This window comes from Anaerostipes stercorihominis (assembly GCF_057535655.1).
The window spans coordinates 22,694-40,681 of the sequence record NZ_BAAJCL010000014.1; the positions used below are offsets into that span (position 1 = coordinate 22,694).

Genomic DNA, 17,988 nt, shown 5'->3' on the forward strand with positions numbered 1-17,988 from the left:
ATCCAATGGGTTTTGATTCCCATTTGACGCATGTAATTTCCCATGTTTTTTTCAGAGACACGTTCTCCGGCTTTTCGCAATTCTGCAGTAATTTTAGGAGCACCGTAGTTTTGATGGGATTCTTCGTAGATCTTTTGAATTTTTTCTTTTAAAACTGCACGGCGAACAGACGTGTCCGAAGGAACCCGTTTCTTCCATGCATTGTAACCCGAACGTGAAATGCCTGATTTTTTCAGTATTCCGCTGACAGAAACCTGACGTTTCACGGGCAGGAATTTGATTTCTTTCACGTACTCAGAAGCAGCCGTGTAAAGAGCTTGTGTCAGTTTCCCAGAATAGCGATTGCTTTTTTTAACACTTCAAGAGCGTCCTTCGTATCTCGTAATTCACGCTGCAATCTGGCAATCTCTTTCGCTTCCTCACTTGCATAATTTCCGGAACCACGGGTAGGAACCTCTCCTTTATGTTCCTTTGCTGCTTTCATCCAGTTCTTCAGTGCAGATTCGCTGACTCCAAGATTCTCAGAAGCCTTGCGAAGTGGCAGTTCCGGATGATCCAAGCGATACTGTACTGCATCCTCTTTAAACTGTTGGGAATATTTTGTACCTTTTGCCATAGCTATTCTCCTCCTTGATCTATGACTATCATATACGATTTATTGAAAATGGTCATGTTTATTTTGTACTATTTATATTTTAACACCAAAGAGTAAAAACGGATATCGAACACTTCTCATTCCTGATAAAACCTTCCCGGCAATTAAACAATACATAGAATCCAGAAAAAAGAATGGGCGCACATATCTTTTTGTTACACGAACCGACGCACCAATGACAAAAAACTCTTATCGCAGGATGTGGGAAAGAATCTTATCTGCCATGAATGATGTCTCTGATTCCCCGATTACCGGTCTGACAGCTCATGTATTCCGTCACAATTACTGTACGAGTCTATGCTATCAGATTCCTAAAATCTCGATTAAGATGGTAGCAAAGCTCATGGGTGATACCGAAGCCGTTGTTCTCAATGTATACAATCATTTGATGATGGAAAAAGAGGACTATGAAAATGCGGTAAATGCTGCCGTAAATATGGAATAAAAATGGAACATTCACTTGTCATGGAACATAAATGGAATATAAAAATCGCATAGTTTCAAGAAGAATAGAAAGAGTTGATAAGATAGTTTTCAGAATTATAAAAGCGCCAGAACCCGCATAAATGCAAGAAAAGCACGGTATTTAGCCATTTGGCAACCGTGCTTTTTAAAGTGAGCGTGCGGGGATTCGAACCCCAGACAACTTGATTAAAAGTCAAGTGCTCTACCACCTGAGCTACACACCCATAAAACTGGGGTAGCTGGATTCGAACCAGCGCGTGCAGGAGTCAGAATCCTGTGCCTTACCGCTTGGCGATACCCCATTGCTTGACAGCTCGTTAATATTACCATGACTTTCAGACATATGTCAACACATTTTTTCATTTTTTTCAAATATTTCTCAATAATCTGATTTTAAATACTGTCCGTCCCATAGTTTCTCATCAATTTCTTTTTGTGTTTGGAACAAAAGTTTCCCTTTCTCTCCGCCCTGCGTTTTTTGATCCCGATCCTCACTTTTCCCTATAAAAATCTCTGTAATTGTAATTTCACCGATTTTTTTTCCTTCAACATCATAGACAACCGCTGTCTCACCGACCTTATGTTCTCCCACAACAAATTCTGCCTGAATTTCTCCTCCGCCTGAATTTAATGGATAAATTTGATCAATATAGGAAAAATTCCCTTTCCCATCGTGTAGCTGGTAAATTCGTTTTTTCGCTTTTTCATATTCTTGCGATGTTTCTTCTTTTCTGAAATATTTAAAAAAATTCAAAGTCTTTTTCCTTTCCCACAGCCTATTTCATAAATCATTGAATCAATTATATCATTCCCTCTCTGAAAAATAAATATATTTTGCATATTGACAAGACAGAATCATTTATGATAGATTGTCATTAATGTAAATAATCAAAATACATTGACAAGGAGTAGTAAAATATTTCAGACATTCAGAGAGTTGCTGGCTGGTGTGAAGCAACTGTTCACGATATTTGAACTCGCCTTTGAGTAGCATGCTGAACTGACAGTAGGTATTGCCGGGTCCAACCGTTACATTGGAAAGATATCGGTCTTTTTGACCCGTATTGATTTGAGTGTGTGCTTCCGAGGGAAGCGCAAAATAGAGTGGTACCACGGAATTTTCTTCGTCTCTATCCTGTTTCTTTCAGGAATAGATGCGGAGTTTTTTTATTCTATGGAAAAACGCCATTGTTTCCATGAAAAAACAAAACTGCAGCCTTAACATTAAATTTTGAAAGGAGATTTATAAAATGATGAACCACAACAAATATGAAAGACAATATTTTATGCCACCTACACCTTCTTTAGACTGGGCTAAAAAAGAATATATCACCAAAGCTCCAACCTGGTGCAGCGTCGATCTTCGAGACGGCAATCAAGCTCTGATTATCCCCATGAGTCTGGATGAAAAAATCGAATTCTTTCAGCATTTAACAGCCGTTGGGTTTAAAGAAATTGAAGTCGGCTTTCCCGCAGCGTCCGAAACTGAATATACCTTCTTACGCACATTGATCGAACAAAATCTGATTCCAGATGATGTGACGATTCAAGTCTTAACGCAGGCAAGAGAACACATCATCAAAAAGACATTTCAGGCCTTGGAAGGTGCAAAAAAAGCCATTGTTCATGTTTATAATTCCACTTCTGTGGCGCAAAGAGAACAAGTTTTTAAAAAATCAAAAGAAGAAATTATGCAGATTGCTACAGACGGAGCAAAATTATTAAAACGTCTGGCAGATGAAACCGAAGGCAACTTCTTATTTGAATATTCTCCGGAAAGTTTTACCGGAACAGAGGTGGATTATGCATTGGATGTCTGCAATGCTGTTTTAGACATCTGGAAACCTCGCCCGGACTGGAAGGTTATTATCAATCTTCCGGTAACCGTGCAGCTTTCCATGCCGCATGTTTACGCCAGTCAGATTGAATATATGAGCAAACATATGAAATACCGCGAAAATGTTGTTTTATCACTGCATCCTCACAATGACAGGGGCTGCGGGGTCGCTGATACGGAACTTGCGCTGCTCGCCGGAGCCGACCGAGTGGAAGGTACATTATTTGGAAACGGAGAACGAACCGGTAATGTTGATATCATCACTTTAGCACTCAACATGTATACCCATGGTGTGGATCCAAAACTTGATTTTTCCGACCTTCCGACGCTGACCAATGCCTACGAGCGTTTAACTCGAATGTCTGTGTATGAACGCCAGCCTTATTCCGGCAAACTTGTCTTTGCAGCTTTCTCCGGTTCTCACCAGGATGCAATTGCAAAAGGAATGCACTGGAGAGATGATCAGCATCCGGAACATTGGGATATTCCATATCTCCCAATCGATCCGAAGGATATTGGCCGCGAATATGAAAGCGACGTCATCCGCATCAACAGTCAGTCTGGAAAAGGCGGCATCAGCTATGTTCTGGAAGAAAATTTTGGTTTCCATATTCCCGGAAAAATGCGCGAGGATGTGGGTTATACGGTAAAAGATGTTTCAGATAAACGTCATCAGGAATTGGTTCCACGAGATATTTTAAAAGTCTTTAAACAGGTTTATGTCAACATTGAAAATCCATGCCGTTTAAAAGAAGTTCACTTCGTTCAAAAAGACGGGGGAATCGAAGCAGAAATTTCTCTTGATAAAGGAGGTGTTCCAAAATTATATCACGGAACAGGAAATGGACGTTTAGATGCCGTGAGCAATGCATTAAAACGTCACAGTGATATGAATTATTCCATTGTAACTTATCAGGAACATGCTTTGAATGTCGGTTCAAACTCTCAAGCATGTGCCTACGTTGCTGTTCAGGAACCAAATGGCAAGATCACTTGGGGCGCCGGAATTCACGAAGATATTATAACCGCTTCTGTACTTGCTTTAATCAGCGCAGTTAACCGTTTAGATATTTAATAGAGAAAAAATATTATACGTGCCGGATCGGACGCCAAGTACCCAATCCGGTACGTATTTTCTCTTTTCAAAACTTATGCTTCTAAAATTTCAACGCCTTCCTCCAAAAGAACAAAATATTTTTCTCCCAGTTCTGTAATCTGTGCTTTTCCAGATGAAATTTCTATCAATTTCTCCTTCACAGCTTCCGTTTGATTTTCTTCCACAATCATATGAAACACAACTTCTTGCGTATAATCAATTCCGATCAGCGGAATTTGTTCTGTCGCCGCCCAATATTGAATTTTTCCAGATACTGTATAGTCACAGGCTATCAAAAGTTCCTGTCCCAGACACTTTTCAACAACCCTGCTATTTCGAATCCCCTCCTGGGCGCTTTTTGTATAAGCACGAATCAACCCTCCGGTTCCAAGCAGGGTCCCGCCAAAATATCTTGTCACAACTACCACGATATGAAAAAGATTTTCTCCCTGAATTACTTCAAGAATCGGCTTTCCCGCTGTCCCGCTGGGTTCTCCATCATCACTGCACCGTTCCACAGGCTGAATGGTTCCTAAACGGTATGCCCAGCAATGATGCCTGGCATCCCAATATTGTTTCCTGATTTTTTCAATAAACTCCTGTGCCTCCTCTTCTGTATTTACAGCCGCCGTATGAGCGATGAATCTGGATTTTTTTTCTACGATTTCTCCTTCCCCGGGATCGTATAAAATCTTATATTTCTGACTGGTCATTTTTCTCCTCCCTGCTTATAATCTCGTCCAATGACTCTGCAAAAGAAACCGGTGTGACTTTGTTGCGTATCAGACTTTGTATCACCCGATCTGCAAGCTGCATCGAAGTTGACAATCTTGGAACTGCATCCCACTCTACAACATCCGAACCTTCCTGACGCTTTTCTACCGCAACTCCATAGGTTCCTTTTTCCTGATCTTCCATCAAATAGTAGGATACTACAATTTCTCTTTGTTTGTCATCTAAAAATCTTTGTTTTCCTGTTAACTTTCCTTTCATTCTTCTTTCCTTTCTGCAATATTGTTCTCTCAGGTTGGTTTACTTGAACTTTTTTATTTGCTATAATACCCCTTAGGAGGTTTCTTATGAAATATACCAAACAAAACATTCAGAAGAAGAGAGCTGAGCTGTCCTCTGATAAAATCCGGAGAAATACGTCTCTCTCTCTTTTTCTTATAAAATACACATTGATCATCTCCATTGCCCTGATTGTTGCTGCATTTGGTCTTGGAGTTGGATTTGTGCGCGGGATTTTAAAAACGACCCCCAAGATTACAAAAGATTCTGTACATTCCAAAGGTTATATCACAACGATCTATGATAATCAGGGAAACACGATAAAGACTCTTTCAGACCACGATTCCAATCGAATCTACACACCTCTGTCCGATATACCGGAAGATCTTCAGCATGCATTCATTGCGATTGAAGACGAACGTTTTTACAGCCACAATGGAATTGATCTTTACGGCATTCTCCGAGCAACCTTCCTTGGTATAAAGAATAAATCCTTGGACCAAGGGGGAAGTACCATCACACAGCAGCTCATTAAAAATAATATCTTGGGAATACAGCCGGAAAAGACAACGATTGAGCGAATTGAACGCAAAATCAAAGAACAGTCTCTGGCTCTTGAACTTGAGAAAAAAGCTTCCAAACAGTTTATTCTGGAAGAATATTTAAATGCAATCAATCTAGGAGAAGGCACGCTGGGTGTACAGACTGCCTCACAGAAGTATTTTAACAAGGATGTATCGGACCTTACGCTGTCAGAATGCGCCGTTCTTGCAAGTATTACCCAAAATCCGACGCGTCTGAATCCAATCACTCACCCCGGACGCAATGCTTCCAGAAGATTGACTGTTTTACAAAATATGTTAGAACAACATTATATCACAAAAAAAGAATACAAAGAAGCTATAAGTGACAATGTATATACCAGAATTAAAAAAAATGCAGCCAAAACATCCAATCAGAAAAAAGCAAATACCTATTTTGAAGATGCTCTGATTCTTGAGGTTGTCAAAGATCTGAAAAATCAGCTGGGATATGATGAGACCAAAGCTTACAATGCAATTTACAGCGGCGGTTTGAAAATTTACTCAACTCAGGACAGCGAAATACAAAAAATTGCCGATCAGACAGCCAATAATCCTTCAAATTACCCAAAGAACACAGAGGTTGCTTTAACGTATACTCTAACGGTGCGCAATGCCGACGGCTCTGATGTTACCTATTCAGAAAACAATGTTCTAAGCTATATGAAAGAGCACAACCTTGGAAACCGTTTAATTTTTTCCAACGAATCTGATGCGAAAGAAGTTACACTAAAATTTAAAGATTCCATAAAAAGAACCGGGGCAACAATTATCGGAGAATTTTTTCAAACCTCTATCCAGCCTCAGATTTCCATTACTGTCATGAATCAATCAGACGGCAGTGTGGAAGCATTGGTTGGCGGCCGCGGCACCAAATATTCCAGTCTCACCTTAAACCGTGCTACATCCACCACGAGACAGCCCGGATCGACATTTAAAGTCCTGTCCGCCTTTCTTCCTGCACTGGATCATGACGGCATGACACTGGCTACAGTTTACGATGATGCACCATACAATTATCTGGACACAAATCGTCCAATCCGCAACTATTACAAAAACTATCGGGGCTATTCCACCCTACGGTCTGCAATTACGGATTCTATGAATGTGGTAGCAGCAAAAACAATTGCGGATGTAACTCCAAAAACAGCCTTTGAGTATTTGACCAACCTTGGTTTTACAACATTAGTGTCCAGTCAGTCTTCCTTTGAAGGCGCTACTTACTCAGATCTTAATCAGTCTCTGGCTCTAGGAGGTCTGACCTACGGTGTTACCAATCTGGAGCTTACCAATGCATACGCTTCCATTGCCAACGGAGGAACCTATCATTCTCCAAAACTTTACACACGCGTTGTGGATCAAAATGGGAATGTTTTACTGAACAACCCTACCACCCAGAAGCGGGTTATGAAAGAAAGCACTGCCTTCCTTCTTACCAGTGCTATGGAAGATGTAATTTCCAAAGGAACCGGAAAAGATGCAAAGCTTTCCTCATCCATTCCGGCTGCCGGAAAATCCGGCACAACAACCAACAACTATGACTACTGGTTTACAGGATACACTCCATATCACACAGTCTCCGTATGGATGGGCTATGATTTAAACACAAACTTCAAATCAGAAAATACTCACAAAAAAATCTGGGCTGAAATTATGAATCAAACCATTAAGAAAAAGCGCGAAAAAAAGACGAGCTTCCCTCGTCCATCGAATATTGTCAAAGCAAAGATATGTAAGAAATCCGGAAAGCTTGCAATTCCCGGCGTCTGTGATCATGACCCCAGAGGCAGCATGGTTGTAACAGAATATTTTGAAAAAGGTACCGTTCCTGCCCAAACCTGCGATACGCATGTTGCCATCGAGCTTTGTAAGACTTCCAAGCAGCCAGTCAATGAAAATTGCCCAAAGAAAAACCGAATAAAAAAAGTTTACATTGTCCGCAAGAAAAACAGCCGCGGAACAACTCAAGATACTCCGTATCTGCTGCCGAAAAAATATCAGTCGTCTCTATGTGCCAGCCATTAATCTAGTCTTTCTCTTTCTTAAATCCAAACCACCAAAAGGAAAACAAAACAGGGCTTCTGCTTATCAGCAGAAGCCCTGTTTTGCTTTACACATTTTTATAAAAATGAACCGTTCTTTCATTTAATATATTTTTGAAAAAATTCTTCCTCACAAATCGGCTTGTCCAGATAATATCCCTGAATCACATCACAGGACATTGCCCGCATCTCATCCTTATTTTCTGCCGTCTCTACTCCTTCTGCCACACAAGTAATCCCAAGCTTTTTGCAAGTATGAATGACACCTTCTACTACAATTTTTGCCCGGCGGTCTTTAAAAAGATCCGCGACAATCCTGCGGTCTAATTTTAAAGATGTAAGCTCCAGCGTGTACAGCATATAAATATTACTGTACTCTGCGCCAAAGTCATCCAAAGCAATCCGATATCCATCCCGCCGAAAACAGCTTATCACATTGCTCAAACTTCCACTGTCTGTAGAACCAACACTTTCCGTCACCTCAATTTCAATCAGATTCTTCGGAATTAAAAATTCTTCTGTAATCTCATTTGTTTCCTTCAAAATATTAGATTCCAAAATGGTAACCCTGGAATAATTCACAGAAATCGGAAATGGTTTCCATCCCTGATCCATCCACTGCCGCATCATACGACACACTTCCCGGAGAATAAATAAGTCCATATGGCGAATTAATCCTGCTTTTTCAATTGCCCGCAAAAATCTTGCCGGCGCAATCATTCCATTTTCCGAATCCTGATAGCGAATCAAGGCCTCCGCCCCGCAGATTTCGCCGGTTCTGGCATCTGCCTTAGGCTGTAAATAAGCCAAAAAATCTCGATTCTCCATTGATTGCTGAATATCTGAAAATATTTTCCGTATGATAATCAAAAGATGCCCTCTTCTTCCGCTTTTGGTTCAACTCCAATAAAATTTTTTCTTCTGCCTGTTCCTGAAGACGCTCTAAGGAAATGACATTTTGTTCCCATGCTTCGCTGCTTACCACCTGCATCGGATAGGACATTTGAATTTGATGTACTAGTTCCTTTGATTTCTCCTGTAACTTTTCATATGAAAAGTTCGAACAAAGTGCAAGAAACCCAGCTCCGCTAATTCGATAACTTCTTTCTTTTCCAAATAATTTCTTCAGAAGATCTGCCACAAAGATCAAAAGAGCGTCTCCCTGACTTCTTCCATATTGATAATTATATTCTTTCAAATCCACAATATGAACAGTCACCACTCCCATAGACTCATAAAAATCTTCATCAATCAATCCCAGCATTTCCATATAACTATCGTAATTTTGAATCCCAGTTTTACGATCAATATTCCAGCTTTGAGATTCTCTTTGCAAAAGATTTTCATGAGCGCCTATTTTTACTGCTTCATCCAAGTTGCGAATACTTCCTGCGAAGATGTCTGGATTTCCTTCAGAATCTCTTAACATCCTTCCTTTGCACAGGAGATGAACCCATTGGTCCTCCACATTCTTTGCCCGATATTGTATTGCATGGCGCTCAGCTTTTCCATCGGCAATATCCTGATTGCTTCTTAAAAATCCCATCACATCATCCGGATGAATTTTTTCTCCCCAAAACGCCGCTGCATTTTTTAAAATCTGTCTCGGAAGCCCAAAATCCCGAACCATATTTTTAGAATACATAAATTCTCCTGTTTTTAGATTTCCCACAAATCCATACTCATCCATTCCTTCTGTAATTGCCTCAAACAGATGGTCTTTATTATATTGAAACCGTACTGCGCTATCTTCTTTTTGCATTTCCTCATACAGCTTTCTCTTTCCCATCATAATGTGATAATCCCGTTTTTGAATATACATTTGAGAATCTGCAATGGACAATACGTCCGATACTGTCATACGATCTCCTGCATAAATTTTAGCAAGTCCATAGCTGAATGTGACTTTATAATTCATTCCATGAGCTCTTCGCTTTTTCTCCAATGTTTTCAGCATCTGTTTCATCCATTGGTCTACTTCGTCCAGACTGCGGTCTGCAAATACCACAATAAATTCATCTCCGCTTAATCGAAATACGAAATCTGTCTCATCAAGATGCTCCTTTATATTCTGCGCGGCAAAAACAAGAAGTCTGTCACCTTCCATATGACCAAAGGTATCATTCACCCATTTCAGCCCATTGATATCATATAGTGCAACAATTAAATTTTCCTCCCCCGTCAATGCCTCCAGCATCTGCTCTAAATGCTGTTTTCCGGCACTTCGATTGTAAATTCCGGTCAATTCATCCCTCATTGCTTTTTGGGATAAACGTACATTCTCTGTGATATCTACAGAATTTTGGACATGATAAAGACGTCCGTTCCACTTCTTCAAAACATCATAATTCAGAAAAGTCCGCCCGGTTTTACTATTTTCTTCTTTCCATATACTGGATTGTCCAATTTCCATTTTTTGTAGCTTTTGAATTTTACAAAACTCGCATCGACCTTTCTGTCCTTCTTGAAGAGCTTCCCAACAAGTTCGTCCTTCGGCATCTTCCATATGAAATGTCTTTTTCATATAGTCATTCATATATACGATCTTATCGGTTTCTATATCTGTTATGTAAATATTGGAATTTATTTTATTTAAGACATCCTTATAAAATTCAATATCAAATTCAAGCTGCATGAAAGTTCCTCCATTTTCTATCCTTAATTTAGTATATCATTTTTTCTGTAAATAGAGTAGAACAAAATCACCGGAAGTGCCAAAAGGCACATTCCGGGATAGTAAGTGATCGCCAAGGTCCGGGCAGGCTCGGACCTTGGCTCATCCCTATCACAAAAAGAGGTTTCTTTGATTTATGATCGCAGAAACCTCTTTGCTATATAAAAGCGGAAACCCGCTGGATTGTTATTGTTTCATTTTCGGCTGAAAAATAAGAGAGGCTAAGTAAGAGAAAATCAATGCTGCCGAAGTGCCGACCGCAGCAGCAGTAAAACCACCTTCAAACAGACCTAAAAACCCATGCTGGTCTACCGCCTCTTTCATTCCCTTCCACAAACTAAATCCAAATCCTGACAACGGAACTGTTGCTCCGCATCCGCCAAAATGTTCAATCTTCTGGTAAATTCCCAAAGCCCCTAAAATCACTCCGCTTACCACAAGAAGTACCATAATTCTTCCAGGCTGAAGCTTCGTATAATCCATAAGCAGCTGAACAATCATACATATTAATCCACCCACCACAAAAGCTTTTATATATTCCATGAACCTTCCTCCTTTTCCAACAGTACTGCGTGCGCAATTCCGGTTACACTTTCCCCCTCATTAAAGCTGGTTTTGGACATCAGTGCTCCGGTAGGAATAAAGAGCACGCGTTTCCATGTTCCCTCCAAGATCTTTTTCGTGATCATAGAAGCCAGCACTATAGCGCTGCATGCACAACCCGAACCTCCGGAATGGGTATCCTGCGTTTCATTTTCATAAATTTCTAATCCACAGTCCCCGTGAACACCGGAAATATCATATCCGTTATTATTTAACAGTTTTATTAAAATCTGTTTCCCAACTTCTCCAAGATCTCCTGTATAAATTGCATCGTAATCCTTTGGCTGTGTGCCATAATCCTGAAAATGCTGATACAGGACCTGTGCGGCGGCAGGCGCCATGCATGCCCCCATATTCATGGGATCTTTCATTCCGTAATCTACAATCTTTCCGGTTGTAATTCCCCGCACGCGAATGGGTCCCGCTGTTTTGGATACAACAAAACCTCCTGACCCGGTAACGGTCCATGTTGCTGATAAAGGACGCTGATTTCCATATTCCAACGGAAAACGGAACTGCTTCTCCGCGCTTCCGATATGACTTGATGCCACTGCCAAAACATTCTCTGCGAAGCCTCCCGATACAGTGATCGATGCAAGAGACAATGCTTCCCCTATGGTGGAACAGGCTCCAAATAACCCAAATAGCGGCAGATCCAGTTCCTTCAATCCATAGGAGGTCGCTGTATTTTGTTCCAGCAAATCTCCCGCAAAAGCATATCGAATATCCTTTGTGGACAAGTCTGCTTTTTTAATTGCCAGCATCGCTGCCTGTTTCATAAAGCGCCCTTCTGCCATTTCCCATGTATCCTCTCCAAAATAGGGATCTTCAATGATTTGATCCATACGATCCCCAAGAGGTCCTTCTCCTTCCTTCTGCGCGGCAACAGAAGACCATCCCTTTAAATAAACTGGCTTCTCAAATTCGATACTTTGTTTTCCTTTGATTATTTTCATCCCATCCACCCCCATTGTTTGATCATCAGATAAATGACGCCTGCCAGGAAAGAAGAAAAGATTCCATATAAAATTACAGGACCTGCAATGGTAAAAATTTTAACTCCAATCCCGAAAACCTGTCCTTCCTTTTGATACTCAATTGCGGGTGAAGCCACCGAATTGGCAAAGCCGGTAATTGGAACCAGCCCTCCCGCGCCTCCAAATTTTGTAATCTTTCCATAAATATTAAATCCTGTTAAAATAACGCTTAACATCACAAGCTCAATTGTTACAAATAAAAGGGAATCCTTTTTTCCAATTCCCCAATATTTCATCATAAACTGTTTCATCGCCTCACCCAGCAGACAAAAAGCGCCCCCCACAAAGAAAGCTTTGGTACAGTTTAGAATGCTGTTATGTTTTGGCGTAATCTCTTCCACCATCTGGCCATATTCTTGTTTTGTCGGTTCTTTTTTCATGAATTTTGTCCTTTCATTTAAAAATAAAAAATTGAAGATAACATCCTAACATTTTCCCAAATGCAATTGCATAAATAACATAAGGAATTCCGTTTCGGATACTGATTCTCCTGGAAAAAATGGGAAGGCTTTTGAGCGTCTCCGCCAATGCGCCGATCAGGCATCCCACAAAAATACCTCCAAATAATCCAAACACGATTAAGAGTGGATACCCAATGGCAAGATGCCACCGATACAAAAAAACAGCAGTTCCCACGATGCCCCCAAGACTAATACAATTTTCATAGGTTCTCGCAAAGCGAATGGTCTTTGTCAGACCGGCAAGTCTTGGAATTACACCAAGCATACTCAGAAAAGCAAGAAAACTTCCTGCAATAAGCGCTCCAGCACATAATCCGTAAAAAACCAGCATCATGCTACGAATCCACATCCTCTTCCTCCTTTTTCCGATCTGCGTTTATCATCAAAGTATCATTTACATCTCTCTCATATAAACGCATCTGCACTTCAAAAGGCGTAGGATCATCTGTAAGTTTTATTTTCCCTGCATGATTGAAAAAGATCACAATGCCCAATGCAAGACCAGCCGTATAAGAGATATGCAAAAGATTCGGTCCTGTCGGCGCCTTTCCCATAATCAGCTCGTATACGTTATAAAAGAGATCCTCAATTCCAACATCTGTGTTATAACTCATAATGGAAAAACTTGCGCCAAAAAACGCAACCATAATTACAAAAATAATTTTTCCGTAATGCATCCAGATTTTTTCTGACTTCTCTTTCTTATAATAAACAATAAAGTCTTCCGGCCCCATATTTACTACATCCAAGGTTTTATCAATCTCTTTAATTTTTTCCACAATCATAAGAACAGAAAATATTTTTCTCTGATTTCCTTTACTGGAAAATCGATATAACTTGGCATGCTTCACCTGACTTGAGATTTCAGGGTCCGAACAATAGAAAGAAATCACATCTTTCAGCTGTATGCCTGGCTTACTAAGACAAACACTGTCCTCTGCTTTGATATAAACCGTCATCGTCCCATGTCCTTTCCATTACAAATGAACCATTTTCTAGTTTCTGATCATCCCGTTTTGTTAAAAGCAAAAATGCTCCGACAACTAACAGAATTAAAAATGCACAGATCATCCACTGATATTTTCTTTTCACTATTTATCACCTCTCGGTTATTATTTGTAGTTTTCACTATTTCATTCATCAGTTGCAAGAAAAATCATCCGATGTTATAATTTTTCATGACGAACCCAGTTCACGCAAAGGAGATTGACAATGGAACAAGATCAGTTAACCTTATATAAATTAATGATTTTATATTTAATAAAAAAAGTAGATTTTCCCTTGAGTAATTCTCAGATTTCAGAATTCGTTCTGGAGAAAGGCTACACCAATTATTTTACTCTCCAGCGAGCTGTTCACGAATTAGAGGAAGAAGATATGCTTCGAGTGAAACAAATTCGAAATATGAGCCACTACGCCCTCAGCGAGGAAGGCATTGAGGCAATTGAAATGTTTGAGTATCAGATCCCCAATTCTATCAAAGATGATATTTTTCAATTTTTAGAGGAAAAAGAATATGAGCTGCGCAAAGAAGCCAGTGTGGAAGCTGATTTTTTCCCTGCAAAAGGAGATGAATATATGGTCAGTCTTAAAATCAGAGAAAAAGAAAACCCGCTCCTTGAACTCAACCTTAATGTTGTGTCCAGAGAACAGGCTGTTTATATTTGCGACCACTGGAATCAAAAGCATTCCGATGTTTACTCTCTGCTCATAGAAAAACTGCTATTTGATGAACCCTAAGTTTTCATCTTCCCGATGCAAAACCATAGTCTCCATAAACTCCCAAATTTCTTCTCTTCCTTGTTTTGAAAGAGCAGAGAACGGAAAAATCGGACTCTCTTTATCCATCTGAAGCTCTGTGCGAATTTCTTTCAAATGTTTCGGCACCTGGCTTCTTTTTAATTTATCCAACTTTGTTGCAATAATCACCGGATGATACCCATTATACAAAATCCAATCATACATCATGACATCGTTCTTGGAAGGTTTATGCCGGATATCAATCAGTAAAAATACCATCCGAAGCTGCCTTGATGTCTGAAGATAATTTTCGATCATATGTCCCCACTGCTCTTTGACCGACTCCGCTATTTTTGCAAATCCATATCCAGGCAGATCAACATAATAAAATGCATCATTGATATTATAATAATTAATGGTTTGTGTTTTTCCCGGCTGTGCTGAGGTTCTCGCATAAGACTTCCGGTTCATCAGCGCATTAATCAGCGAAGATTTTCCAACATTGGACTTTCCTGCAAATGCAATCTCCGGAAGTTTATGATCCGGGAGCTTACTTGTAATACCACAGACAGTCTCTAAATTTACACTCTTTATAATCATGCTTTACTCCTAACGTAATCAATCTCCAATACGGAATTATTTTACGTTACCGGTTATCACTTGTCAATGGATACATGATGAATCTGTTTTGTATTTTTTGTAATCGGCAAAATCTGATATCCTTCTTTTTTCAATGTTTTAATTAATGAATCCAGCCCCTTCACCGTATTTTTCGCCTCATGAAGATCATGCATCAATACAACGCTGACCTTTTGTCTACGAACATCCTTCAAAATATTTGCATTGAGCTGTTCTGCTGAAACCTGAAAATCAAGGGCATCTCCGCTCAAAGCATTCCAGTCAAAATAAAGCCATCCCTGACGATTAACAAATTGAATATAAGGCATAATATCCTTCACACATTGATTGCTGCTTCCCCCTGGAAAACGGTAAATAAATGGTTTTACCTCTGTCATTTCGTATAAATATTTCTGAAGAGCTTTTAAATCCCTGCCAAAGGCATCCACAGAAGAATAGATCTGATCATAGTTATGACTGTAAGAATGCATTCCCAGCGTATGACCCTCCAATACAATTCTTTGATACATTTTTTTTGCGAATTCTGTTTTTTTCCCAACCACAAAAAATGTGGCTTTCACTTGATTCTTTTTTAAAATATCAAGGATTTTTCCGGTCTGATCCGAAGGACCGTCATCAAATGTCAGATAGACTTTTTTTCCCTGAACCGCACTGCTTTCCAACAGACCGCCTTCTCCTTCCTGCTGACTGGCAATCTTTAATAAATCAGCTCTCTGACTGTTTACCTGCATAAAAAAACCTATTCCCAACAAAAGAATCACCGTATAACCTAATATTTTTTTCTTCATGTTCTCCCTCATTTCCTAAAAAAATGATGTTTCACCAACATAACTACTGTTAGGATATGAAAGAAGCCAAATATTATTCTGGTATCTTTTACTTTAACAAAAAAAGGACAAATCCGGTTCATCTGCTTATAACGAAAAAGCCAAAAGAAATGAAAACAATTTCTTTTGGCTTTTTCATGAATCTGTTTAGAAATATTTTGGGAAGATTTTAAACTTCAAAAATTAAATCACCGTAGCTCGGCATTGGCCAATCCTCTTTTGCAACCAGCATTTCCAATTTATCCGCCGGCTCACGAACCGCATTCATATCTGCAAAAATAATATCATGATAGAAACGAGCCTGCTCTTGGCTTTCCAATCCCTGTGCTTTTGGAAGATCCGTCTCCAGAGTACCAATCGCCGCAAACATTGCTTTTAAGTTTTGTGTAATTTCCTTAAGAAGCGTTTCCTGAACAGAACTGTCAATTCCGATTGCCTTCAGTTCTGATACGCCGTCTGCCAGCTTTTTCTGATATTTCATCACCGCAGGTACAATCTGTTTCTTTGCAATATCCAAAGTAGCCAGAGCCTCAATATTTAATGTCTGAGAATACTGCTCAAATAAAATTTCCACACGAGATTCCAATTCAGCCTTTGTAAAAACGCCAAATTTTTCAAACATTTTCACAGATTTTTCCGTCACCAGCGTCGGAATTGCATCTACCATGGATCTTAGATTCGGAAGTCCCCGTCTTTTTGCTTCCTCTACCCATGCGTTTGCATATCCATCGCCATTGAAAATAATTCTCTGATGCTCTGTCAGCAGCTCTTTTGTCAGCTCATGGGCAGCCATTGCAATATCATCCACATCGCCCTCTATTTTTTCTAACCTTTCACAAATATCCGAAATTACGTCTGCCACAATGGTATTTAATACAACATTGGGATCAGAAATAGACTGTGTAGAACCTACCATACGGAATTCAAATTTATTTCCTGTAAAGGCAAATGGAGAAGTACGGTTGCGATCTGTAGCATCCTTTTCAAACTCCGGAAGAGAATGAACTCCGGATACCAATTTATCTCCATGCTTGGATTTGGTCGCTTCTCCTCTTGTTACCAGCTGTTTTACCACATCTTCCAACTGATCTCCCAGGAAAATAGATATAATTGCAGGAGGCGCTTCATTTGCACCTAGTCTGTGATCATTTCCCGGAGTTGACGCAGACATTCTAAGAAGATCCGCATGCTTATCCACTGCGGTAATGATCGCAGCCAAAAACAATAAGAATTGCTGATTTTCATGAGGGGTTTTCCCCGGATCCAAAAGATTTTTTCCTTCATTGGTTACCATTGACCAGTTGTTATGCTTTCCGGAGCCGTTAATGCCTGCGAATGGTTTTTCATGAAGCAGGCACTTCAATCCATGACGTCTTGCCACACGTCTCATCGTTTCCATTAACAACTGGTTATGATCCGTTGCCACATTATTGGAATTATAAATTGGCGCCAACTCATGCTGTGCCGGTGCAACTTCATTATGCTCTGTCTTTGCGCTAATGCCGAGTTTCCATGTTTCAATATTCAGGTCTTTCATAAACCCTTCAATTCTCGGTTTAATAATTCCAAAATAGTGATCATCCATCTCCTGACCTTTCGGCGGCATTGCCCCAAACAAGGTACGTCCGGTAAAGATTAAATCTTTTCTCTGTTTATATTTTTCCTCATCCACCAGGAAATATTCCTGCTCCGGTCCAACGGAAGTATTTACTTTGGTTACATTTTCATTTCCCAGCAGCCTTAACAGCCGAGTTGCCTGAATGTCAAGAGCCTGCATGGAACGAAGCAGCGGTGTCTTTTTATCCAGTGCCTCACCTGTATAGGAACAAAATGCTGTTGGTATACATAAAATACAGGAATCCGGCGTCTCCTTAATAAAAGCCGGAGATGTACAATCCCACGCTGTATATCCTCTTGCCTCAAACGTTGCCCTCAAACCTCCAGAAGGAAAAGAAGATGCGTCCGGTTCTCCTTTGATCAATTCTTTTCCGGAAAATTCCAATAAAACTTTTCCGTCATCCGTCGGGTTAATAAAAGCATCATGTTTTTCAGCTGTCACCCCAGTTAATGGTTGAAACCAATGCGTGTAATGTGTCGCACCTTTCTCGATCGCCCATTCCTTCATCTCATTTGCGACCACATCCGCAATCGCAGGGTTCAATTCTGTCCCTTCTTCAATGGTTTTTTTCAGATCTTTGTAAACCGCTTTTGGAAGACGTGCTTTCATAACACCGTCATTAAATACATTTGATCCGAAAATTTCTGATACGTTAATTTTTTCCTTCATAGGTTCTTCCTTTCTCTTCTACACATTTCAGAC

General features: G+C 40.0%; 20 protein-coding genes, 2 tRNA genes and 1 other annotated feature. Of the genes, 4 read left to right on the plus strand and 18 right to left on the minus strand.

Annotated elements, in window-relative coordinates:
- Positions 1–290: IS3 family transposase (locus AC27EF_RS11435; RefSeq protein ID WP_487110901.1), on the minus strand; the 290-nt coding region annotated here is incomplete at its 3' end.
- Positions 291–322: 32 nt separating this feature from the next.
- Positions 323–616, minus strand: a complete 294-nt coding sequence (locus AC27EF_RS11440) for a transposase (protein ID WP_487110902.1) — start codon at positions 614–616, stop codon at positions 323–325.
- A gap of 76 nt (positions 617–692) precedes the next feature.
- On the opposite strand from AC27EF_RS11440, the gene AC27EF_RS11445 reads away from it, so the two are divergent.
- Positions 693–1,100: a tyrosine-type recombinase/integrase gene (locus AC27EF_RS11445; RefSeq protein ID WP_487110955.1), complete on the plus strand. Its 408-nt coding sequence runs from the start codon at positions 693–695 to the stop codon at positions 1,098–1,100.
- 171 nt (positions 1,101–1,271) lie between these two features.
- On the opposite strand, the gene AC27EF_RS11450 is transcribed toward AC27EF_RS11445, so the two are convergent.
- From AC27EF_RS11450 to AC27EF_RS11460, 3 genes are all read right to left on the minus strand, one after another.
- Positions 1,272–1,344 (minus strand) — tRNA-Lys (locus tag AC27EF_RS11450).
- A gap of 6 nt (positions 1,345–1,350) precedes the next feature.
- Positions 1,351–1,422: transfer RNA gene (locus AC27EF_RS11455), tRNA-Gln, on the minus strand.
- A gap of 77 nt (positions 1,423–1,499) precedes the next feature.
- Positions 1,500–1,874 carry a hypothetical protein gene (locus tag AC27EF_RS11460; protein WP_487110903.1) on the minus strand — a complete coding sequence of 125 codons (375 nt, stop codon included), beginning with the start codon at positions 1,872–1,874 and terminating at the stop codon, positions 1,500–1,502.
- A 135-nt stretch (positions 1,875–2,009) separates the two neighbouring features.
- Positions 2,010–2,255: a binding site (T-box leader), on the plus strand.
- A gap of 115 nt (positions 2,256–2,370) precedes the next feature.
- Between AC27EF_RS11460 and AC27EF_RS11465 the strand changes: the two genes are divergently transcribed.
- Positions 2,371–4,032: a 2-isopropylmalate synthase gene (locus AC27EF_RS11465; RefSeq protein ID WP_487110904.1), complete on the plus strand. Its 1,662-nt coding sequence runs from the start codon at positions 2,371–2,373 to the stop codon at positions 4,030–4,032.
- Positions 4,033–4,106: 74 nt separating this feature from the next.
- Here the strand turns inward: AC27EF_RS11465 and AC27EF_RS11470 are convergent, their stop codons facing one another.
- Both AC27EF_RS11470 and AC27EF_RS11475 read right to left on the minus strand, forming a co-directional pair.
- Positions 4,107–4,766 (minus strand): YigZ family protein, encoded by a 660-nt coding sequence (locus tag AC27EF_RS11470; RefSeq protein WP_487110905.1) that lies wholly within the window; start codon positions 4,764–4,766, stop codon positions 4,107–4,109.
- Positions 4,747–5,046, minus strand: coding sequence for a DUF6514 family protein (locus tag AC27EF_RS11475; RefSeq protein ID WP_487110906.1), 300 nt, complete (start codon positions 5,044–5,046; stop codon positions 4,747–4,749). Before AC27EF_RS11475 ends, AC27EF_RS11470 begins: the two co-directional genes overlap by 20 nt.
- A gap of 86 nt (positions 5,047–5,132) precedes the next feature.
- Here AC27EF_RS11475 and AC27EF_RS11480 point away from each other — a divergent pair, with 86 nt between their 5' ends.
- Positions 5,133–7,670, plus strand: a complete 2,538-nt coding sequence (locus AC27EF_RS11480) for a transglycosylase domain-containing protein (protein WP_487110907.1) — start codon at positions 5,133–5,135, stop codon at positions 7,668–7,670.
- Between the two features lie 116 nt (positions 7,671–7,786).
- On the opposite strand, the gene AC27EF_RS11485 is transcribed toward AC27EF_RS11480, so the two are convergent.
- The 8 genes from AC27EF_RS11485 to AC27EF_RS11520 all read right to left on the minus strand — a co-directional run bounded on the left by AC27EF_RS11485 (position 7,787) and on the right by AC27EF_RS11520 (position 13,554).
- Positions 7,787–8,497 (minus strand): EAL domain-containing protein, encoded by a 711-nt coding sequence (locus AC27EF_RS11485; protein ID WP_487110908.1) that lies wholly within the window; start codon positions 8,495–8,497, stop codon positions 7,787–7,789.
- Positions 8,478–10,322, minus strand: a complete 1,845-nt coding sequence (locus tag AC27EF_RS11490) for a diguanylate cyclase domain-containing protein (protein ID WP_487110909.1) — start codon at positions 10,320–10,322, stop codon at positions 8,478–8,480. The genes AC27EF_RS11485 and AC27EF_RS11490 overlap by 20 nt, the downstream gene beginning before the upstream one ends.
- A gap of 225 nt (positions 10,323–10,547) precedes the next feature.
- Positions 10,548–10,904: a stage V sporulation protein AE gene (gene spoVAE, locus AC27EF_RS11495; RefSeq protein ID WP_487110911.1), complete on the minus strand. Its 357-nt coding sequence runs from the start codon at positions 10,902–10,904 to the stop codon at positions 10,548–10,550.
- Positions 10,892–11,920: a stage V sporulation protein AD gene (spoVAD, locus tag AC27EF_RS11500; RefSeq protein ID WP_487110912.1), complete on the minus strand. Its 1,029-nt coding sequence runs from the start codon at positions 11,918–11,920 to the stop codon at positions 10,892–10,894. The genes spoVAE and spoVAD overlap by 13 nt, the downstream gene beginning before the upstream one ends.
- The gene (locus AC27EF_RS11505; protein WP_487110913.1) at positions 11,917–12,381 is read right to left on the minus strand and encodes a SpoVA/SpoVAEb family sporulation membrane protein; all 465 of its coding nucleotides are present in this window, start codon (positions 12,379–12,381) and stop codon (positions 11,917–11,919) included. The genes spoVAD and AC27EF_RS11505 overlap by 4 nt, the downstream gene beginning before the upstream one ends.
- A gap of 13 nt (positions 12,382–12,394) precedes the next feature.
- On the minus strand, positions 12,395–12,811 hold the full coding sequence (locus tag AC27EF_RS11510; RefSeq protein WP_487110914.1) for a stage V sporulation protein AB: 417 nt from the start codon (positions 12,809–12,811) through the stop codon (positions 12,395–12,397).
- Positions 12,798–13,421, minus strand: coding sequence for a stage V sporulation protein AA (locus AC27EF_RS11515; protein ID WP_487110915.1), 624 nt, complete (start codon positions 13,419–13,421; stop codon positions 12,798–12,800). The genes AC27EF_RS11510 and AC27EF_RS11515 overlap by 14 nt, the downstream gene beginning before the upstream one ends.
- On the minus strand, positions 13,381–13,554 hold the full coding sequence (locus AC27EF_RS11520) for a hypothetical protein (protein WP_487110916.1): 174 nt from the start codon (positions 13,552–13,554) through the stop codon (positions 13,381–13,383). Before AC27EF_RS11520 ends, AC27EF_RS11515 begins: the two co-directional genes overlap by 41 nt.
- Positions 13,555–13,674: 120 nt before the next feature.
- Here AC27EF_RS11520 and AC27EF_RS11525 point away from each other — a divergent pair, with 120 nt between their 5' ends.
- Positions 13,675–14,202, plus strand: coding sequence for a DUF4364 family protein (locus AC27EF_RS11525; protein ID WP_487110917.1), 528 nt, complete (start codon positions 13,675–13,677; stop codon positions 14,200–14,202).
- On the opposite strand, the gene yihA is transcribed toward AC27EF_RS11525, so the two are convergent.
- The 3 genes from yihA to AC27EF_RS11540 all read right to left on the minus strand — a co-directional run bounded on the left by yihA (position 14,185) and on the right by AC27EF_RS11540 (position 17,955).
- Positions 14,185–14,802 (minus strand): ribosome biogenesis GTP-binding protein YihA/YsxC, encoded by a 618-nt coding sequence (gene yihA / locus AC27EF_RS11530; protein ID WP_487110918.1) that lies wholly within the window; start codon positions 14,800–14,802, stop codon positions 14,185–14,187. The genes AC27EF_RS11525 and yihA overlap by 18 nt on opposite strands.
- Positions 14,803–14,858: 56 nt before the next feature.
- Complete coding sequence (locus AC27EF_RS11535; RefSeq protein ID WP_487110920.1) at positions 14,859–15,629, minus strand: polysaccharide deacetylase family protein; 771 nt, start codon at positions 15,627–15,629, stop codon at positions 14,859–14,861.
- Between the two features lie 208 nt (positions 15,630–15,837).
- Positions 15,838–17,955 (minus strand): glutamine synthetase III family protein, encoded by a 2,118-nt coding sequence (locus tag AC27EF_RS11540; RefSeq protein ID WP_487110921.1) that lies wholly within the window; start codon positions 17,953–17,955, stop codon positions 15,838–15,840.
- Positions 17,956–17,988: the final 33 nt, after the last annotated feature.